Genomic DNA, 18,787 nt, shown 5'->3' on the forward strand with positions numbered 1-18,787 from the left:
TCCCTGCCTTACCATTTCCTGCTCTGTGTCACATAAATTTCGGTTCCTGCCGGCTCTGTGATTTTTCCAACGATTGCTGCCGGAATCCCCTGCTCCAGCAGTTTTCTCTGCATTTTTTCTGCATCCACGGCATCCACGGCCATCAGAAGCCCTCCCGATGTCTGCGGGTCAAACAGCACCTCCTGCATGCCGAACGGTATATCCTTAAAGGTCACATGCTGCTCCAGATGATTCCGGTTCCGCTGGCCTGCCGCAGTGATCAGAAACTCCTCCGCCGCTTCCACAGCCCCCTGGAACACCGGAATCTGATCCGCCCAGATATGGCAGGACACGCCCGACTCCATCATCTCATGCAGATGTCCTAGGAAACTAAAGCCCGTTACATCGGTACAGGCATGAATGTTATACTTCCGTGCCGTCTCCGAGGCGTACTTATTCAGCGTCATCATCGATTCCACTGCCTTTTGAAATCCCCCCGGGTTTTCCTCCCCGACGCGGTGCGCCGCACAGAGAATGCCGGTTCCGAGCGGTTTCGTCAGAATGAGCAGATCACCCACGCGGCCCGTATTGTTCTGCCAGATCCGGTCCGGATGCACGGTTCCCGTGACAGAAAGGCCGTATTTTACACTGTCATCCGCAATCGAATGACCGCCGGAGAGCGATCCGCCCGCCTCCTGCACCTTTTCCGCGCCGCCGCGCATGATTTCTCCGAGGACATTCAGATCCATCTGTTCCGGAAAGCAGACAATATTCAGGGCTGTCCGCACCTCTCCGCCCATCGCATAGATGTCGCTTAAGGCATTCGCCGCCGCAATTTTTCCAAACGTGTACGGATCCTCCACCACCGGCGGAAAGAAATCCAGCGTCTGGACCATCGCAAGGTCGTCCGTCAGCCGGTAGACGGATGCATCGTCTTTGCTGTCATAGCCCACCAGCAGATTCGGATCCTTTTCCCCTTTCGGCAGCTTCTCCAGAATATGTTCTAGCACGCCTGCCCCGAGCTTTGCCGTACAGCCGCCGCTCTTACAGAAAATAATTTTTTCTTCTTCCATCGTTACCTGTTCCCTCTTTTTTCAGCTTCTTCCGCACTCTCCGTCCGTTCCGCGCAGAAGTCCCAACGCATGCGGCAGGGTATCAAGTACAAATCCAAGACTCTCTTCCACCGCCTTCGGGCTTCCCGGCAGATTGATAATCAGCGTCCGATGACGGATTGCACTCACTGCCCGGCTCAGCATCGCCCGTTTTGTGATCGCCATGCTGCCCGCGCGGATCGCCTCCGCGATGCCAGGTGCCACACGGCCGGATACCGCCAGAGTTGCCTCCGGTGTCACATCCCGCATGGAAAATCCCGTGCCGCCTGTCGTGAGGACAAGATCGCACTGCTCCAGATCGGCAAGCCGGATCAGTTCCTCCTCGATCATCGCCCGCTCATCCGGCAGAAGACGCATCGAAACGACCTCATACTGCTCCGCCGGAAGCAGCTCTTTGATCCTTGGGCCGCTCTTATCCTCGCGCTCGCCCTGATATCCTTTGTCACTTAACGTTACAATTCCCACCCGGAAAACCGGGAAATCTTTCTTTTCTGCCATGCTTTATTTTTCCTCTTTCTGATAGATATAATGACCGCTCTTTCCGCCGTCCTTTTCCAGAATGTGGATATCACGAATCACCATGCCGCGGTCCATCGCCTTGCACATATCGTAGATCGTGAGCAGCGCTGTGGAAACGCCAGTCAGCGCCTCCATCTCCACGCCGGTCTTTCCGACACATGATGTGGTGCACACGGCCGTAATAGAATTTGTATTCTCGTCCGTGGTAAATGTCACTTCGCAGTTCGTCAGCGGCACAATGTGGCACAGTGGAATCAACTCCGCATTCTTTTTCGCCCCCATGATACCTGCCAGCCGTGCAACGCCGAGCACATCGCCTTTTTTCGCCGTATGGTCCCGCACGGCTGCAAATACCTCCGGGCTTACCTGTATGGTTCCCGTCGCCGATGCTGCCCGGTACGTGTCCGGCTTCTCATGGACATCGACCATGACGGCGCTGCCGTCTTTCTTAAAATGGGTAAATTCCGCCATCTGTCTCCTCCGTTCTATTTCCGTTTTATTCTCCGGGTTCCCACTCTTCTTCCGCTTCACGCACGGGAAGCTCTGCTCTCCCATACCAGGGATTCGTGTTCTCACCGCTTTGTCTTCTGTTTCCTGTCGCGCACGTAACCAGAACATGCTCGATCCCCTGCCTGCGCAGCAGCTCCACAAGTTTCTCTGCGGCCGCCCGGTGTTCTTTTTCCTCATACTGGTGCAGTACCGCATAAAACGTTCTGCCTTTCAAATCCTTCTGCTGTCCCTGTTCCGATGCGATCAGCCGTGCCAGATCTTCTTCCGTGATATGGTGTTCCATCGTACAGTCAAGCAGTTCCGCCGCCCGTTCTGCCCGAAAGCAGCCCTTGCCAAGCGGCTGTCCCAGTGCCGAAAGACCTGTCACACCAATCACAAGATCTGAAGAGGAAAGCAGCGCCGGTTCATGTTCCGCCGGTGCCTTGCACGGCAGGTGCCTTGCGCCGTCCGCCTCGATCAGCGTCAGATCGGCCTTTTTGCGTGCCTCTTCAAATAGTTCCGTTTCCGGCATGGAAAGCTTTTCCGGATCCCGGCAGGCACTCCCGATAATCGCTGCGCGGCCTGTGCGAAATTTTCTTTCGACCGCTTCCAGACTCTGGTCATGCCATTCCTTCGGCGGACGATAAATGTGCGTCGAAGTTGTCACCAGTACCTTCTGATCGTTTTTTACACAAAAGCCTGCCATCTCGTACAGCAGCGTCGTTTTTCCGCCGCCGCCGATGATAGAAACTACATGGTTCTTTTCCTTTAAAAAGGGGAACGCCGTTCCCATCCCTACCGGCTCCAGCTTCTGTTTTTCTGTTTTCTGCCAGATTCGAAGCATCTCCTCTGCCCCCTTCTGCCGTCTTTCTTTCTCACTCTACCATACTCATTTTGGGCTGTCAAATTTTACTCGCGCCGTAAAAACTTGAAAAAAGAACTGCCCCGATCGGGCATCCCCATCAGAGCAGTTCTTCTATTCTTATTGAACGTGTACGGTAAGCACCGCTGCATTTGATCTGTTTCCATCGCTGTCCGTCACATGATACGTCAGCGTGTAATCTCCCGGCACTGCAGTATCCACATCGCCGTCGATCTCAATCTGGTTAAAGAGTGACTCCTGGCTGTCTGCATCATCGGTCATCTCTTTGATATAGCTGGTTTTGTCCAGATCGTTTCCGGCTTCCACTGTTACTTCATACGTATTCAGGTACAGTTTTGGGCTTTCCGCCGGCAGTGCTTCGATTTCCATCTGCGCATCTGTCTCATTTTTTGTGCCCTCTGTGTCATTCTGCTGCGGCTCCTCTGCTGCCGGTGCAGACTCATCTGCCGCCCCACTGTTATCCGTTTCCTGCGTAGCCTCATTTTCCGCCGGGGTATCTTCCGCTGCAGCTTTATAATTCACGCGGCGTGTTGCTTTTGATACATTATTGTGACTGTCCTTTGCCGCATAGACAACCGATGCACTGGTATGATCATCGTTCGGGAAAATGTTTTCAATCATCAGCGAATCTGTCACATCTCCGTCTTTCTCATCCGTTGCAGTAACGCCTTCCAGCAAAGACGCTGTATCACTGCCTTCCTCATACGTTACATCCCCATCAGCTGGAAGCTCGATTTCCGGGCCTTTTCGGTCGTCCGTCACTACGACAGCTGCTGTACCGGCTCCTAGCGCCACGCACAGGACAATCAAACCTGCAACAATCCCTTTTTTCATGGCAGTTAATCGTCCTCCTCCTGGCCGTAATCTCCATATTTGTACTGACCGTATTTTCCGTATTTACCATACGCCTGTTTCTGCATATCCACCTTGTTCAGGACAACGCCAAGCAGCGGGCAGTTACTTCTCTCGAGCTGGCTCTTTACTTCCTGTGCAAAACGATAGCTGATCACACCGGACTCAATGACCATGATTGAACCATCACAGATTTCTGCAACGATTGCACTGTCGATAACGCTTCCAAGCGGAGGAGTATCCACAATCACATAATCGTAAACTTTACGAAGTGCATTTAAAAGACTTCGGAAGTTCTTTCCCCCCAGAAGCTCTGCCGGATTCGGCGGAAACGGGCCGGAATAAATCATGTAAAAGTTCTTTACATTGGTAGAACAGATGACATCCTCCAGAGTTGCCTGACCGGACAGGAAGTGTGCCAGTCCGCGAACAGATTTCTGTGTTTTCGTTCTTCCAAGAAGAACCGATTTCCGAAGATCGGCATCGATCAAAATCACTCTTTTTCCGCTCTCTGCAAGAGAAATGCCGAGCTGCATAGAAACACTGCTCTTTCCCTCATTTGGTGTACAGCTTGTAACCGCGATTACTTTCTTATCTTCTCCGCAGAACTGAAGGTTGGTCCGAAGAGATTTGTAGGCTTCCACAATCTGATAGCCTGATTTTTCCTGTTTTACTACTACCTGATTCACGTTCCGTATCCTCCCTTATTTCTTTCTTCCACGGCCGTTTTTGTTTTTCTTCTTGCTCTTTTTCTGTCCTTCTGCAAGAGGAATTATGCCGAGTGTACTGACACCCAGATAACGTTCTACATCTTCGGAGGTCTGGATGGTGTCATTTGTCAGATAAACAATAATGATGATGACAATCGCGATAAATGCACCTGCTATTGCACCGATCAGCCCGTTTTTCTTAATACTTGGGCTTACCGGCTCATCTGGAATATTCGCCTCATCTACCACATTTACAGCTTCTGTGTTCATAACGTTCTGAATATGATCTGATGCTGCTACACGGATTGCATCCGCCATCTGGCTTGCTACATACGGATCTTCGTCTTTTACTGTAATCGAAAGGATACGCGTATCGTTCTGTGTAGTAACAGTAATTTTGTTCAAAAACTCCTCATAGGTAAGATCCAGATTTAACTGTGCAATAACGGTTTCAACAACCTGACGGCTCTGAATCAGCTCCGCATAGTCTTTGGTTAAAAGAGAACTTGCCTGCAGATCTCCACTTGTTACAGTACTGCTGCTGTCCTGTTTTGACAGTACATACATTTTTGTCGTCGATTCATACTGCGGCTTCATAAATACTTTGCTGACCAGTACCATCAGAAGGCCAAGTGCCAATGCAGCTAAAATCACATAGCCAATTTTGCTCCAGAGCACACGAAGCAGTTCCAGTAAATCGATTTCAATTTCATCCTGATTCTGTTGATTCGTTTCCATCTTCTTCTCCTGACTTTTTTTAGATTTCTCCGGCATCCCTTAAGATTTCCATCGGATTATCGTGGAAAATCCTTTCGGCATATGCCTCTCCCATTTTTTTTGAAACATAGGCAGCGCCTGCTCCTATGTTGGGAATACGTGTTTTTGTGTTGTGGGAATCGCTGCCGACAAAACCGAGCAGATCTTCCTTCATCAGTTTTCTGCAGTAGCGTTTTGCCCCCCACGTATACTTTCCAAGTATACTTTCCACATTCACCTGCAGTCTTGCGCCCATATCCACCAGATCGCTGGAAAATCCGACGCTCTTTACCGTTGCCTGATAGCGCTCCACATGCGCGATAATCGGTTCGTAACCGCAGGACAGTACATTGTAGACTCTCTCACGGATATGCTGTGCGGAATCTCCCTCGGAAAATTCCAACAGAACATAGGATGAACCGGCCATGGTCACATATTTCCGTTTTTCCAGGATATCCTGAAGATCCATGTTCGAGTGAAGTTCACACCCGAGATAAAGCGACATATCCGGATATTCCTTTTTTGCCGCTTCCTGCAGTTTCAGAAACTGCTCATGTACCTTTTTTGCCGGTGTTTCAAACATCCGCCGCCGATAATGCGGTGTGATGATAATCTTCCTGACCCCGTCCTCGTGCTGCATTTTCAGCATCGCCAGCGACTCTTCCAGGTCAGCTGCACCGTCGTCTACCCCCGGGACCATATGGCAGTGTACATCAAATAATTCCTTCATACCTTATCCCTCTTTTTGTGTTCTTTCTTCAAGTCACGCATACTTAGACATTCTACTTTAGTATACATCCTTTTGTGATCTCTGGCAATACAAAAAACATACTCTGTATTTATTTTTTAACATTTTTGTCAAACTTGCCTAAAATGAGGGATAAAAAAGAGACCTCCATTTTCATGTCGGCCTCTCCCGTTATTTTCTGCAGATGAAAACCCCTGCCTCTTTTGTGATCGCAATTCCGCCGTATTTCTGAATTTTCTTTTCCAGAAATTCTTTGAATTCCCGCTGTCTCGGATACAGATACTCATTCTGATTTCCATGGCAGGAAAGGATATAGTCCAGAAGCGGCTCCGGCCGGTCGACCCAGAGACTGTCCTCGTAGATTCTTTTCTCTACGCTGCCAAAATAAGGCTTTAACTGCTTTTCTCCGTGATCCAGACCAAAAATAGTATACAGCGCCACCTCCGAAAGATTGATCTGCGGATCAAACTCCTGTACCAGATCGGTAATCTCTTTCATATGGCCTTTTCCATACGTACTGCAGTAGAACACGCCGTCATCTGAAAGCACACGGCTGATTTCCTGCAGACCGCGGGACAGATTCTGGACATAGAACAAAACATGATTTGCAATAATCCGGTCGTATTCCGCATCCGGAAACGGAAGCTTCTGGCAGTCCAGTGTCCGGAAATCAAAACAGGATGCCTTTTCTTCTCCCAGATTTTCCGCCGCATCCCGGATCATGCCGTCTGACAGGTCAGACAGACAGATATACTTTCCTTTCAGCACGGATGGCTCCGCTTTTTTCCAGAGCTGTCCGTTTCCGCAGCCAATCTCCAGAATCCGGCGCGCACCGTCAAAATCCATCTGTTCCAGAAGCCACGGGAACCATCCCTTTTTATTTTGGGAATACTGCTCGTGCAGCGAAATACGGATATTCAGGTTTTCCCCGTTTTTGTACTGCTCCACCAGCATCTTTTCCATATCGGTCAGATGAATCAGGTTCAGAATGCCGGTCCAGTCGATCTGGTTCGTCTCCTCCAGAATCTGTGTCGTATTCTGCAGCGCCTTTTCCATCTGCTCCAGATTTTCCATCTTCTTGTGCACAAGTCCGATCTGCATTTTCAATGATTTCAGAATATCCGCACTCGTATCGTGAATCGTCATATTTCCGATCTCATTCAGGGAAAATCCGAGATATTTCAGCGATAAAATTTTCTGCAGCTTCAGAAAATCCTCATCCGAATACATCCGATAACCGGACTCGTTGATAAAGCTTGGCTTCAGCAGCCCTTTTTTGTCGTAATAGCGAATTGTCCGAATGGTCACATGGGCCATCCGGGCAAATTCACCAGTGGTATAATATTGATCCATATCCACCACTCCTTCGCAAAAGCCGCTTTTTTGCGGCCTTTGCATTTCACTTTTCTCTCTTACAGACGGTCTTTGTACATCTCAGCAAAGTAGTTCTGATACTCACCGCTGATGATGTGTTTCCACCAGTCTTCATTGTCCAGATACCACTGGATTGTCTGTGCAATTCCGGTATCGAAATTGTATTTTGGTTTCCATCCAAGTTCAGTCTCGATCTTGGTCGGATCGATTGCATATCTTCTGTCATGGCCCGGGCGGTCTTTTACGTATTTGATCAGAGATTCCGGTTTGTCCAGAGCTTTCAGGATGGTCTGTACTACCTGAAGGTTTGTTCTCTCGTTGTGTCCGCCAATGTTGTAAACCTCGCCTACTTTACCTTTATGGATAATCAGGTCGATTGCTTCACAATGGTCGGATACGTGCAGCCAGTCTCTGACATTCTCACCGTTTCCGTATACCGGAAGCTCTTCGTCTGCCAGTGCGCGGCTGATCATAAGCGGAATCAGCTTTTCCGGGAAGTGATACGGGCCGTAGTTGTTGGAGCATCTGGAAACGGTAACCGGGGTACCGAAGGTTCTGTGGTAAGCCAGTACAAACAGGTCTGCGCTTGCTTTGGATGCAGAGTACGGGCTGGAGGTGTGGATCGGGGTATTCTCTGTAAAGAACAGGTCCGGGCGATCCAGCGGAAGGTCTCCGTAAACTTCATCGGTAGATACCTGATGATATCTCTTTACGCCGAATTTTCTGGAAGCATCCAGCAGTACACGGGTTCCCATTACGTTGGTCTGAACAAAGATGCCAGGATCCTCGATGGAACGGTCTACATGGCTCTCTGCTGCGAAGTTGACAACAACGTCAAATTTCTCTTTTTCAAACAGATCCATGATGAAAGCTTCGTCTGCGATATCACCTTTTACAAATTTGTAGTTCGGTTTGTCCTCAACCGGTTTCAGAGTCTCCAGGTTTCCCGCATAGGTCAGCAGGTCCAGGTTTACGATCTGATAATCCGGGTATTTGTTTACCATGTGATGTACGAAGTTTCCGCCGATAAATCCGGCTCCGCCTGTTACTAATACTTTCATGCTTTTTCTCCTTTTTGGTGTGTTTATCGTCTCAGTTTTATGTCAATTCAACTTGTTGTACCCTCACTATAATGGGTGACGTTGCGTCATGGTCAAGAGGAGAATGAAAAAAGTTTGTGAAAATCTTGTTTTTTCCCCTCCTACCTGTCTATCTTAAAATTTTTACGGCGATTCTCGTAATATACTGTTCCATTTCCTGACTGGTCAGCGCGTCCACCATATATTCCTCATAAAAGCGGTCATCCAGCAAAAATTTCTGTTCCGTGGCATATCGGAACAGCTTCCGGTACGCCGCTTCAATTCCCTGCCACGGTCCTTTATAATAATAGCAAAGATACTCTCCCTCCGGCCGAACCGTGTATCGCACTTTCGCCGGCACACGATCAAAAATCAGATAGAAATCACGGTAATCCAGAAAATTCCCCGTTTCCAGTGTTTCCCGTTTCTGAACAAACCCCACATTATACGAACTTCGATTTCCGTATTGCCCGCAGTAAGCATAGAGCTCTCCGATTTTCTGATTGACTGCCAGATTATCCGCTGATTCGCTGTGATTTGTGACAAGATACTGTAATGGCAGGGTATGAATCCCTACAGGACAGAAGGGATCTTTTTCAAACGCCTCACGGCATTCCGCCGATGCCTGTGCCAGAAACCGCTTCTTTTCCCCAATCCAGCGCTGCATCTCGCGGAGCCGCTGCATTTTTTCGCGCACCACCTTCTCCTCCTGTTCCAGCAGTACTCCGAATTTTTCAGGACTTCGCTGTTCCAGATAATTTCGAATCTCTGCCAGCGGCATGCCCAGCTCCCGCAGCATTCCGATCACATCAAACGTTTCCATCTGATCCATCGCATAATACCGGTAGCCGTTTGTCCCTCTTCTTTTTGGTACGAACAGCCCAATCTCATCATAATGGAAGAGCGTTTCCTTTGTCGTGCCTACCAGCGCTGCAAATCGCCCCGCGCTTAAATACTCCTGTTTTCCCATTTCTGACTCCTTTTCCTGAATATGTGCTCTCGGAATTTTTCCTGTTTTTCACCTTTTTTGCACTTGACTATAGGGTTACCCTATCCTTTATAATAGCAAACGATTCAAATTTTCACAAGAAATCTTTCCCATCTAAAGCGTGTCTGAAAAAGGCTTTTCACACATAAAAAGGAGGTTTTTGATTATGAGCCAGTCACTCGCCAAGGATTTCAACTTCCACTCTCTGCTGAAGTTTGCGTTTCCATCGATCATCATGATGATCTTTATGTCTCTCTACAGTATTGTGGATGGCTTTTTCATCGCACAGTACGTGGACAGCATGGCGCTTTCCGCCGCCAATATCGTCTATCCTGCCGTCAGCATTCTTCTTGCCGTCGGCATCATGTTCGGTACCGGAGGCAGCGCCGTTGTCGCCGCAAAGATCGGACAGGAAAAACAGGAGGAAGCCAACCGTAACTTTTCTGCCCTTACCCTTACCACACTGATCATCGGTATTCTGGGCGCAGTGCTCGGCAACCTGTTTTGCCGCCAGATCTGCAGTCTGCTCGGTGCAACGCCGGTGCTGATGGATTACGGTACCGCCTATCTGCGGACGATCCTTTCCTTTGCCCCGGTCTGTCTTCTCCAGGCGCTGTTCCAGTCCTTCTTTGTAACGGCAGGACGCCCGGGACTCGGACTTTCCCTTACGGTGTCCGCCGGCATTACCAACATGCTTCTGGACTATCTGTTTGTCGTTCCGCTCCATCTTGGTGTTGCCGGAGCTGCCCTTGCCACCGGCCTTGGCCAGTGCATTCCGGCCGTTGCCGGCATTTTATACTTTACCTTCGCCCGCAAAGGCCTTCGCTTCACCCGTCCGGAATTTTCCAAAGGCCTGCTCTCCACAAGCTGCTTCAACGGTTCCTCCGAGATGGTCAGCAATCTTTCTGCAGCCGTTGTCACTTACCTTTTCAACATGCTGATGCTGAAATTTGAGGGCGAAATCGGTGTTGCCGCCATCACGGCGATTCTGTACGGACAGTTTCTCTTTGTTGCGCTGTACCTCGGCTACAGTATCGGCGTTGCACCTGTGTTCAGCTTCAACTACGGCAGCCGGAACAAACAGCGGCTGATCCGGCTTTACCGCATCAGTATCCGCTTCGTTGTGGTAAGCTCTGTGATCATCGCACTTGTGGCCGCCTTCGGCTCTCCGGTCATTTCCGCCGTTTTCATGCAGAAAGGCACGTACGGCTTTGAACTGACACGCCACGGCGGATATCTGTTCTCCATCGCTTACCTGTTCTGCGGTACGAATATCGTCGCCTCCGGCATTTTTACGGCACTGTCAGACGGAAAGACCTCTGCTTTGATTTCTTTTTTGCGAACCTTCGTCTTTATCGTTCTCTCCGCGCTGCTTCTGCCGCTCGTGCTTGGCACCAACGGTGTGTGGCTGTCGATTCCGGTCGCCGAATTTCTGACGCTGTTCATCTCCGTGCCGAAGCTGTCCCGCTATTTCAAGGATCCGAAAGTCGCAACGGAGACGCAAACAAGTCCCAACTGATCTTACCGACTTCGCTGATTCTCAAAACCCCGCACAGGGATCCGTTGTTTTCACAGGATCCGCTGTGCGGGGTTTCTCTTTTGCTACCACTTTTTCCCCGGGCAGTCCCGCAGTGCAATCGCTGCCCGCATCTCCACGTAGCAACCGCACATGCGGCACATGCCGGACAGCAGCTTTTCACACTCCTTACAGATGGAAAGCCGCCGCTCGTATTCCTCCTCCGGCGTTTTATCTTCCGCCGGAATTCTTGCAATATAATCATACATATTCTGAAAAAAGCCTGCCTCGTCCATCTCACGAAGCAGGCATTTTTTACAGATCCTGGTATTTCCGTCCATCAAACTCCTCCGGAACCGAATCTTTTTTCATCCCAGATATCTTCTGGTTTTTATGGTTTTCCTATTTTACGGCGATATGAAGCACACTGCACGCCGGAATGGTAAAGGAAATTCCCTCTTTTGCTGCCTGCACACCGTCAAAGCCCTGAACGCCAACCGTCTCCGGCTCTTCAAAGGTGTTTTTATCCTGCATATGGCCGGTTACGATCTCGGCTTTGATCTCGCCGGCTTCTTTTCCGAGAAGTACCGCCTCTACCGGATATGCTTTCTCCAGATCCACATTCGTCATCGTGATATGAAGTACACCGTCTGCATCTACCGAAACAGATTCCGTCAGATTCGGAACCATGTATTCGTCTTCCAGACCAACCTGCTCCGTTTCCAGAGAGCTTGCCAGAAGATCATTTTCCTGATGTACCTGATACAGATCGAAAACATGATACGTCGGAGTTTTGACCATTTTTTCACCCTCTGTCAGGATCATCGACTGCAGAACATTGACCATCTGTGCGATATTTGCCATCTTGACACGGTCGCTGTGTTTGTTGAAGAGATTCAGGTTGATCCCTGCGACCAGTGCGTCACGCATGGTATTCTGCTGATACAGAAATCCCGGATTTGTTCCAGGCTCTACATCATACCAGGTACCCCACTCATCCACGATCATACCGACCTTTTTGTCCGGGTCATACTGATCCATAATGGCGCTGTGGCGGCGGATCAGCTCTTCCATGTACATCGTCTTTTTCATGGTCTTATACCAGTCTTTTTCCGCAAACTCCGTTGCACTTCCCTTGTGATCCCAGGTTTCCGGTACCGTATAGTAATGAAGCGACAGGCCATCCATCATGCCATGCTGCTGTGGGGAGATTCTGCGGAAGCATGCTTTCATCACTTCCTGCGTCCACTCATAATCATCCGAATTGGCGCCGCAGGCAATCTTCCGGATCTTTTTGTTTCCATCGTAATCACGCACAAAGGTCTGATATCTGCGGTACATATTTCCGTAGAATTCCGGATTCATATTTCCGCCGCAGCCCCAGTTCTCATTGCCGATGCCGAAGAAATCGACGGTCCACGGCTTTTCGTGGCCATTTTCCGCACGAAGGTCTGCCATCGGAGATACCCCGTCAAATGTCATATATTCAACCCACTCCGACATCTCCTGTACAGTACCGCTTCCCATATTTCCGTTGATATAGGTTTCACATCCGATCTGACGGCAGAGTTCAAAAAACTCGTGGGTACCGAAGCTGTTGTCCTCGACAACACCGCCCCAGTTGGTGTTGATCATTTTTTTGCGGCTTTCTTTCGGTCCGATACCGTCTTTCCAGTGATATTCATCTGCAAAACATCCGCCCGGCCAGCGCAATACCGGAACTTTGATATTTTTCAGTGCTTCAACAACATCGGTACGCATTCCGTTCACGTTCGGAATATCGGAATTTTCTCCTACATAGAGTCCTTCATAAATACATCTTCCCAGATGCTCCGAAAACTGTCCCTGGATTTCCTTATTGATTTTTGAAAGCTTTCTGTTCGCATCAATTACTAACTTAGCCATAACTTGTCCCCTTTCGAGATCTTAAATTTGGCTTTATTATAGGAGATGTATCTCACTTGTGTCAATGAGCGTACAAGTTGTTTCCCCATGATTTTTTCAAAAAGTGCGGCCGTCTGGCTGCTGACCAAAAGGCCGCTTGTTTTATTTTTCATTCTGCATACGAAAAAACCGCCCTGGTTTTCACCAGGACGGTTACCGTCCGTGCGTTAGAGGATTCGAACCCCCGACCTTTTGGTCCGTAGCCAAACGCTCTATCCAGCTGAGCTAAACGCACATTTCTTTGTCGCTTTAGAACTCTTTGTTTATCACTCGTTCCCGCTGACATCATGTATATTACACTATCCTAAGAGAAAAGTCAACACCTTTTTGAAAAAATTTTAAAATTTTTTCGAATAACAGTTTTTTGTGAAAATAAGGGCTTTTTCCCCTATTTCACAGTCCGCACCAGGTAGTCTTTCTTTCGCAGTTCCTCTTCAATCAGATCCAGGGTCTGCGCCGAGTCTGCCGATACGGTATGAAAATGTTCCCCTGATGTGATATTCTTCAGCGGCCGTGATTTTCCCTGCCGGATTTCTTCCATAAACAGTGCCACCTTATTTCGTGAACTGATATTAAGTTCCGCCCGCAGTTCTCCGTAAACCTCGTGACGCACAATCACATCCAGCACAACGCCGCCGAAATCCACAATTGTATTCAGCTCGTCCTGCATCTGCTCATCCGTGTGATTCACCTCAAAGACCCGCTTCTCTCTCACCGGGCTGCTGCAGATGTAGCCGCGGTTTGTCGCAATCACATCGTATCCGGCTGCGCGGATCAGGGCAATGTCCTGGACAATCACCTGACGGCTGACTTCACAGCTCTTCGCCAGCGCTGCACCGGAGACCGGCGTCTTACTGTTTGTTATTCTTTGAAGAATCTCTTCTCTTCGTTCCTTTCCACTCATCATAAAACAAGACCTCGCATTTCGTACACTTCCCTTATCTTATCACACTTTCCGCCGTTTCTACAATAGCAGGAAATCATTTTCCAAAAGCTTTGTCAAGGACTAAAACTTTATGAAATTTTCCGGGCTCTCGTATATTCGTCCCGCCAACTGCCAATCATGAACGTATAACAGTAACGAACGGTAACCATACGTTCCATGTTTCAGGAGGATGCATACCATGGCGATCAATAAAGTTGAACTGTGCGGAGTCAATACATCACGCCTTCCCGTACTGAATGCCGAAGAAAAGGAGACTCTGCTGAAAAAGGCCCGCGAAGGAGATGCTGCTGCCCGCGAACGCTACATTCAGGGCAATCTGCGCCTTGTCTTAAGCGTGATCAAGCGCTTCTCCAACAGCAGTGAAAACGCCGACGATCTCTTTCAGATCGGCTGTATCGGCCTGATTAAGGCGATTGATAACTTCGACACGACCTTAAACGTCCGTTTCTCCACCTATGCCGTGCCGATGATCATCGGTGAAATCCGGCGGTATCTGCGTGACAACAATGCGATCCGCGTCAGCCGTTCCCTCAGGGATACTGCCTACCGCGCCATCTGCGCCCGCGAACTTTATCTCAAGCAGAACCAGAAAGAGCCTTCGATCGAGGAAATCGCCGCTGAAATCGGCATTGGAAAAGAGGATATCGTCTATGCCCTCGACGCAATCCAAAGCCCGATGAGTCTGTATGAGCCCGTCTACACGGAAGGCGGCGATACCCTGTATGTCATGGATCAGTTAAGTGATAAGAAAAATAAAGAAGAAAACTGGGTGCAGAACCTCGCCCTGCAGGACGCGGTCGCCCGTCTCAATGAGCGCGAACGCCAGATCATCCGCATGCGTTTCTATGAGGGGCAGACCCAGATGGAGGTTGCCCGGGAAATCGGCATCTCGCAGGCGCAGGTCAGCCGGCTGGAAAAGTCCGCCCTGCGCTCTATGCGGAATTATCTCTCCGACGAGCGGTAACGCCCGCCGTTCACTGAATTTCTGCAAACTCCAGCCGGTAATCCGACGGCGGCATTCCATAGTGTTTCCGGAACACACGGGAATAGTAAAAGGGATCTTCAAATCCGCACGACAGCGCCGTCTGTTTGACCGTCATCCCCATCTGCAGCAGCTTTTCTGACTGCTGCAGCCGATATTCCAGCAGATACTGTCCTGGTGACCAGCCGATTTTCTTCTGAAACAGACGGTTCAGCGTTGTGCGGCTGACCGCCATTTTCCGCGCAATTGTCTCCGCGCAGAACTCACTCCTGTGATACCCTGCGGCAATCAGAGCCATCGCTTCCATGATCCGCGGATCTTCCTTCTTTCTCTCCTCCCGCTGCGGCTCCGCCAGATCCTGGTACACGCCCAGAAGCGCAAGCAGCACTCCGACGGCCTCCTGGCTGTTCCGGCGATAGAGTTCCATCTGGCAGAGACGCTCAAAATATGGCAGAAGCCTTTCCTGACGGAGAGGCGGCGCCGCCGGCTGCTGTGGGTTCAGTACCGACCGTGCCAGAATCTGCCGGCATTGTTCCCCGACAAAATCAACCCACACATATTCCCACGGCTCGTTCTCATCCGGCGCGTACTGCACCACCTGCTCTGGACAGATTAAAAAGCTCTGTCCGGCGGTAAGTGTGTACGTCTTTTTCCCGCAGGTAAACGTTCCCTTTCCGCTTATAATATAATGTATAATATAGCACTGCCGTACACCCGGCCCCCAGGAATGCAGATCATGGCAGTCCTGCCGCCCGGCATCGACAGGCCGGATCCCGTTCATTTCTGATACAAGCATATTCTTTCCTTTTCCCGTATTTTATTCTTTATGAAGCAAAAATCCATGCTTTTGTCTTAAAATTCCATGGTTTTGCTCTGGAAATCCATCTATACTCAAAGTACATCAAAACTTACGGGAGGTCAATACTATGATCAAACTTACACCGCCGATGGGCTGGAATTCCTGGAACACCTTCGGAGAAAATATCAATGAAAAAATGATTTTTGAAACTGCTGATGTCATGGCCGAGAGCGGCCTGCGCGATAAAGGATACGAATATCTTGTCATCGACGACTGCTGGTCCTTACGTGAACGCGATGAAAACGGCCGTCTTGTGCCGGATCCGGAAAAATTTCCGCATGGTATGAAAGCCGTTGCCGATTACGTTCATTCCAAAGGGCTGAAATTCGGTATGTATTCCTGCGCCGGAAACATGACGTGTGCCGGCTACCCTGGCAGCTATGAGCACGAATTTGTCGATGCGGAAACTTTCGCATCCTGGGATGTTGATTTCTTAAAATACGACTACTGCTACCACAGCCCGATCCTGCACGGAAAATATCTGTACCGCCGCATGGGACTGGCACTCGAGAACTGCGGCCGCGACATTCTCTTCTCTGCCTGCTCCTGGGGTGCTGATGAAACGCATGAGTGGATCAAAGAAACCGGCGCTTCCATGTGGCGTTCCACCGGCGACATCTTTGATACCTGGGATTCTGTCAAAGATCTCGTGGCACAGCAGGAAAAACTGCATCCGTACAACGGCGTCGGCTGCTTCAACGATATGGACATGCTGATCGTCGGCATGCATGAAAAAGGAAATGTTGGACTGGCCGGCTGCAGCGATGTCCAGTATCAGACACACTATGCACTGTGGGCATTCCTTGGCTCCCCGCTGATGATCGGCTGCGACATCCGCGAGATGAGCGACGAAACCCGCCGCATTCTCATGAATGACGAAATGATCCGCATCAACCAGGATCCGCTCTGCCGTCAGCCGTATAAAGTGAAAAACCATGCATGGAATGACAAGGTTCTGATCTATGTGAAGGCACTCGCAGACGGAGATCTCGCCATCGGTATGTTCAATCTCAGTGATGAAAAATCACGTGCAGCCATGAATCTCGATGAAATCGGCCTTCCGTTCTCCACCGGCCATACTCTGGAACTTACTGAGGTCTGGACCTGCGAGAACCTGTGTGCAAACAATGCATCCCTTGTCACAGAACTCGAGCCGTTTGCATCAAAAGTATACCGTGCAAAGGTCGTAAAACTCTGATGGCACGCTGTATGCAGTGCGGCAAAGAACTCACACATAACGAGATCGGCGCCCACCGTAAATTTATCAACCGCGGCGCAGAACAGTTTTTCTGCAAGCAGTGTCTTTCTAAGCATCTCGGTGTAACGCCGGAGCTCATTGACGAAAAAATCGAACAGTTCAAGCGGCAGGGGTGTACACTGTTTGTATAGACCTATACTGTCTGAAATGCACACAGCCGGATTTCCGCTAAATAGAAATCCGGCTCTATTTTCATGCTGCATAAAAAATCATTTCTTCTTTATTTCTTTCAGATATGCTCCGGCATCCTTTAGAAATCCCGCCACAATCAGAAGAATTACCATTCCGATCGGAAACGCTGCCACGATACTGACCGACTGCAGATTGCTCATAGAGCTTTCGGAAAAGACCAGTGCAATCGGAAGCAGAATCAGCAGAAGGCACCACATAAGCTGAATCGCTTTCGATGGCTGCTGTCCCTCTTCCAGACGGCGGTAGCTGTAGCAGGAAACCGTCAGCGCAATCGAATCAAACGAGGTCGCATAAAAGGCAATCATCGTGAGCAGCAGAACGACAAGAACCAGCGGTGCACACGGGATCTTCTGGATCATGGCGATAATCATTCCATAGAGATCACCGTCTTTGGCATACTGCGCGATAAAATCCGCTTTTCCCGCCATCTGCATCCCCATCGATTCATTTCCCAGGATGATAAAGCTTAAAATCGTGGAGCCAACGCCGAATCCATATCCGCCAAGGATTGTCTGCCGCACCGTTCTTCCCCGGGAAATACTTCCGATAAAAAATGGCGCCGCCACGCACCACACCATCCAGTATGCCCAGTAATAAATAGTCCAGTTCTGCGGAAAATGCGTCTCGCGCAGCGGATCGGTATCGGTCGCCAACGTCGGGAAATACTGAATCATCCGTCCCAGCGATGAAAATCCCGTCTCGATAATATACCGCGTCTGTCCGCCGAACAGCAGCACGTACGCCAGTAGCCCGAAAAACAGATAGATGCAGAGCTTTGCCAGAAAACCGATTCCGCGGAAGCCGTGAAGCAGCGAATACGTGTACACAAAACACGTAATCAGCAGAATCACAATTGTCACTGCGTTCCGGTCCAGATTGATATGAAACAATGCATTGATTGCACTTGCCATCAGCGGCGTTGCCACGCTAAATGTCGTTGCCGTTCCTGCAAGGAGTGCAAATACCGCCAGCAGATCAATCAGTCGTCCGCCGATGCCGTCCGTCTGTTTTCCCATAATCGGACGGCAGGCTTCTGAATACCGCTGCCGGTTCCGTTTCCGCACGTGCAGCATAAACCCAAATGCGGCAGCGAGAACGAGATAAAAGCCCCACGGAATCAGACTCCAGTGAAACAGCGGGTACACGCCCGCCCACTCCTGGATTCCGCCCATCTTTTCAATCTGCGGATCAGCAGCATACATCACCCATTCTGCAAAAGAATAAAACAGAATGTCTGCCGCAAGGCCGCACGTAAACATCATGGATCCCCAGGCAAAAAAAGAATATTTCGGTTTCTCATCCTGCTCTCCTAACACAATATCGCCATATTTTGAAAATGCCAGATACAAAGAGAGCAGAAAAACGCCAAGGCCAATTGCAAGATAATAGACTCCAAAGGTATCTCCCAAGAAGAAGCGTACCTTCGCAAGAACTGTGTTGGACTGTTCCGGCAGGAGGAAAAACAAAATGCTGAGCGCTGCAATCAGTCCCAGCGGCAGCAGCGTGATCATCCAGTCAATCTGACCTTTTTTCCGTATTTTTCCGCTCTGTTTCTTTTTCACCACTCTGTTTTCATCAACTGTATTCATGTTTTCTGTTCC

20 protein-coding genes and 1 tRNA gene are annotated in these 18,787 nt (G+C 49.6%); 4 read left to right on the forward strand and 17 right to left on the reverse strand.

Annotated elements, in window-relative coordinates; translation table 11 throughout:
* Positions 1-8: 8 nt before the first annotated feature.
* The 11 genes from selD to DW642_RS04315 all read right to left on the reverse strand — a co-directional run bounded on the left by selD (position 9) and on the right by DW642_RS04315 (position 9,471).
* Positions 9-1,052: a selenide, water dikinase SelD gene (selD, locus tag DW642_RS04265; RefSeq protein ID WP_117509366.1), complete on the reverse strand. Its 1,044-nt coding sequence runs from the start codon at positions 1,050-1,052 to the stop codon at positions 9-11.
* 21 nt (positions 1,053-1,073) lie between these two features.
* A complete protein-coding gene (locus DW642_RS04270; RefSeq protein ID WP_117509367.1) occupies positions 1,074-1,589 on the reverse strand; it encodes a MogA/MoaB family molybdenum cofactor biosynthesis protein in 516 nt (171 codons plus the stop codon).
* 3 nt (positions 1,590-1,592) lie between these two features.
* The gene (gene moaC / locus DW642_RS04275; protein WP_022462471.1) at positions 1,593-2,081 is read right to left on the reverse strand and encodes a cyclic pyranopterin monophosphate synthase MoaC; all 489 of its coding nucleotides are present in this window, start codon (positions 2,079-2,081) and stop codon (positions 1,593-1,595) included.
* A gap of 25 nt (positions 2,082-2,106) precedes the next feature.
* Entirely contained in the window at positions 2,107-2,943 is an 837-nt protein-coding gene (yqeC, locus tag DW642_RS04280; RefSeq protein WP_117509368.1) for a selenium cofactor biosynthesis protein YqeC, read from the reverse strand.
* A gap of 138 nt (positions 2,944-3,081) precedes the next feature.
* Positions 3,082-3,816 carry an immunoglobulin-like domain-containing protein gene (locus DW642_RS04285; protein ID WP_055227944.1) on the reverse strand — a complete coding sequence of 245 codons (735 nt, stop codon included), beginning with the start codon at positions 3,814-3,816 and terminating at the stop codon, positions 3,082-3,084.
* Positions 3,817-3,821: 5 nt separating this feature from the next.
* Positions 3,822-4,523: a polysaccharide biosynthesis tyrosine autokinase gene (locus DW642_RS04290; RefSeq protein ID WP_055227943.1), complete on the reverse strand. Its 702-nt coding sequence runs from the start codon at positions 4,521-4,523 to the stop codon at positions 3,822-3,824.
* 15 nt (positions 4,524-4,538) lie between these two features.
* Entirely contained in the window at positions 4,539-5,282 is a 744-nt protein-coding gene (locus tag DW642_RS04295) for a YveK family protein (protein WP_055228010.1), read from the reverse strand.
* A gap of 19 nt (positions 5,283-5,301) precedes the next feature.
* Positions 5,302-6,030, reverse strand: a complete 729-nt coding sequence (locus tag DW642_RS04300) for a CpsB/CapC family capsule biosynthesis tyrosine phosphatase (protein ID WP_055227942.1) — start codon at positions 6,028-6,030, stop codon at positions 5,302-5,304.
* A gap of 189 nt (positions 6,031-6,219) precedes the next feature.
* Positions 6,220-7,401, reverse strand: a complete 1,182-nt coding sequence (locus tag DW642_RS04305) for a MerR family transcriptional regulator (protein ID WP_117509369.1) — start codon at positions 7,399-7,401, stop codon at positions 6,220-6,222.
* A gap of 59 nt (positions 7,402-7,460) precedes the next feature.
* Positions 7,461-8,483: a dTDP-glucose 4,6-dehydratase gene (gene rfbB, locus DW642_RS04310; RefSeq protein WP_022461570.1), complete on the reverse strand. Its 1,023-nt coding sequence runs from the start codon at positions 8,481-8,483 to the stop codon at positions 7,461-7,463.
* A gap of 148 nt (positions 8,484-8,631) precedes the next feature.
* Positions 8,632-9,471, reverse strand: coding sequence for a MerR family transcriptional regulator (locus DW642_RS04315; protein WP_055227940.1), 840 nt, complete (start codon positions 9,469-9,471; stop codon positions 8,632-8,634).
* Positions 9,472-9,655: 184 nt separating this feature from the next.
* On the opposite strand from DW642_RS04315, the gene DW642_RS04320 reads away from it, so the two are divergent.
* Entirely contained in the window at positions 9,656-11,008 is a 1,353-nt protein-coding gene (locus DW642_RS04320) for an MATE family efflux transporter (protein WP_117509370.1), read from the forward strand.
* 83 nt (positions 11,009-11,091) lie between these two features.
* Here DW642_RS04320 and DW642_RS04325 read toward each other — a convergent pair whose 3' ends face one another.
* From DW642_RS04325 to DW642_RS04340, 4 genes are all read right to left on the reverse strand, one after another.
* Positions 11,092-11,346, reverse strand: coding sequence for a DUF6171 family protein (locus DW642_RS04325; protein ID WP_117509371.1), 255 nt, complete (start codon positions 11,344-11,346; stop codon positions 11,092-11,094).
* Between the two features lie 61 nt (positions 11,347-11,407).
* A complete protein-coding gene (locus DW642_RS04330) occupies positions 11,408-12,910 on the reverse strand; it encodes an alpha-N-arabinofuranosidase (protein WP_117509372.1) in 1,503 nt (500 codons plus the stop codon).
* A 200-nt stretch (positions 12,911-13,110) separates the two neighbouring features.
* Positions 13,111-13,184: transfer RNA gene (locus tag DW642_RS04335), tRNA-Arg, on the reverse strand.
* A gap of 153 nt (positions 13,185-13,337) precedes the next feature.
* Positions 13,338-13,853 carry a transcription repressor NadR gene (locus tag DW642_RS04340; protein ID WP_117509435.1) on the reverse strand — a complete coding sequence of 172 codons (516 nt, stop codon included), beginning with the start codon at positions 13,851-13,853 and terminating at the stop codon, positions 13,338-13,340.
* Positions 13,854-14,073: 220 nt separating this feature from the next.
* Between DW642_RS04340 and sigG the strand changes: the two genes are divergently transcribed.
* Positions 14,074-14,859, forward strand: a complete 786-nt coding sequence (sigG, locus tag DW642_RS04345) for an RNA polymerase sporulation sigma factor SigG (RefSeq protein ID WP_055220491.1) — start codon at positions 14,074-14,076, stop codon at positions 14,857-14,859.
* A gap of 10 nt (positions 14,860-14,869) precedes the next feature.
* Here sigG and DW642_RS04350 read toward each other — a convergent pair whose 3' ends face one another.
* Positions 14,870-15,673 (reverse strand): AraC family transcriptional regulator, encoded by an 804-nt coding sequence (locus DW642_RS04350; protein WP_117509373.1) that lies wholly within the window; start codon positions 15,671-15,673, stop codon positions 14,870-14,872.
* Between the two features lie 130 nt (positions 15,674-15,803).
* Here DW642_RS04350 and DW642_RS04355 point away from each other — a divergent pair, with 130 nt between their 5' ends.
* Both DW642_RS04355 and DW642_RS04360 read left to right on the forward strand, forming a co-directional pair.
* The gene (locus DW642_RS04355; protein ID WP_117509374.1) at positions 15,804-16,934 is read left to right on the forward strand and encodes a glycoside hydrolase family 27 protein; all 1,131 of its coding nucleotides are present in this window, start codon (positions 15,804-15,806) and stop codon (positions 16,932-16,934) included.
* Positions 16,934-17,125, forward strand: a complete 192-nt coding sequence (locus DW642_RS04360; RefSeq protein WP_055266438.1) for a hypothetical protein — start codon at positions 16,934-16,936, stop codon at positions 17,123-17,125. Before DW642_RS04355 ends, DW642_RS04360 begins: the two co-directional genes overlap by 1 nt.
* 78 nt (positions 17,126-17,203) lie before the next feature.
* On the opposite strand, the gene DW642_RS04365 is transcribed toward DW642_RS04360, so the two are convergent.
* A complete protein-coding gene (locus DW642_RS04365; RefSeq protein ID WP_199596432.1) occupies positions 17,204-18,775 on the reverse strand; it encodes a BCCT family transporter in 1,572 nt (523 codons plus the stop codon).
* Between the last annotated feature and the right edge of the window lie 12 nt (positions 18,776-18,787).

It is taken from the genome of Blautia sp. AM23-13AC, from assembly GCF_003435675.1.
Classification (GTDB): Bacteria; Bacillota; Clostridia; order Lachnospirales; family Lachnospiraceae; genus Fusicatenibacter; species Fusicatenibacter saccharivorans.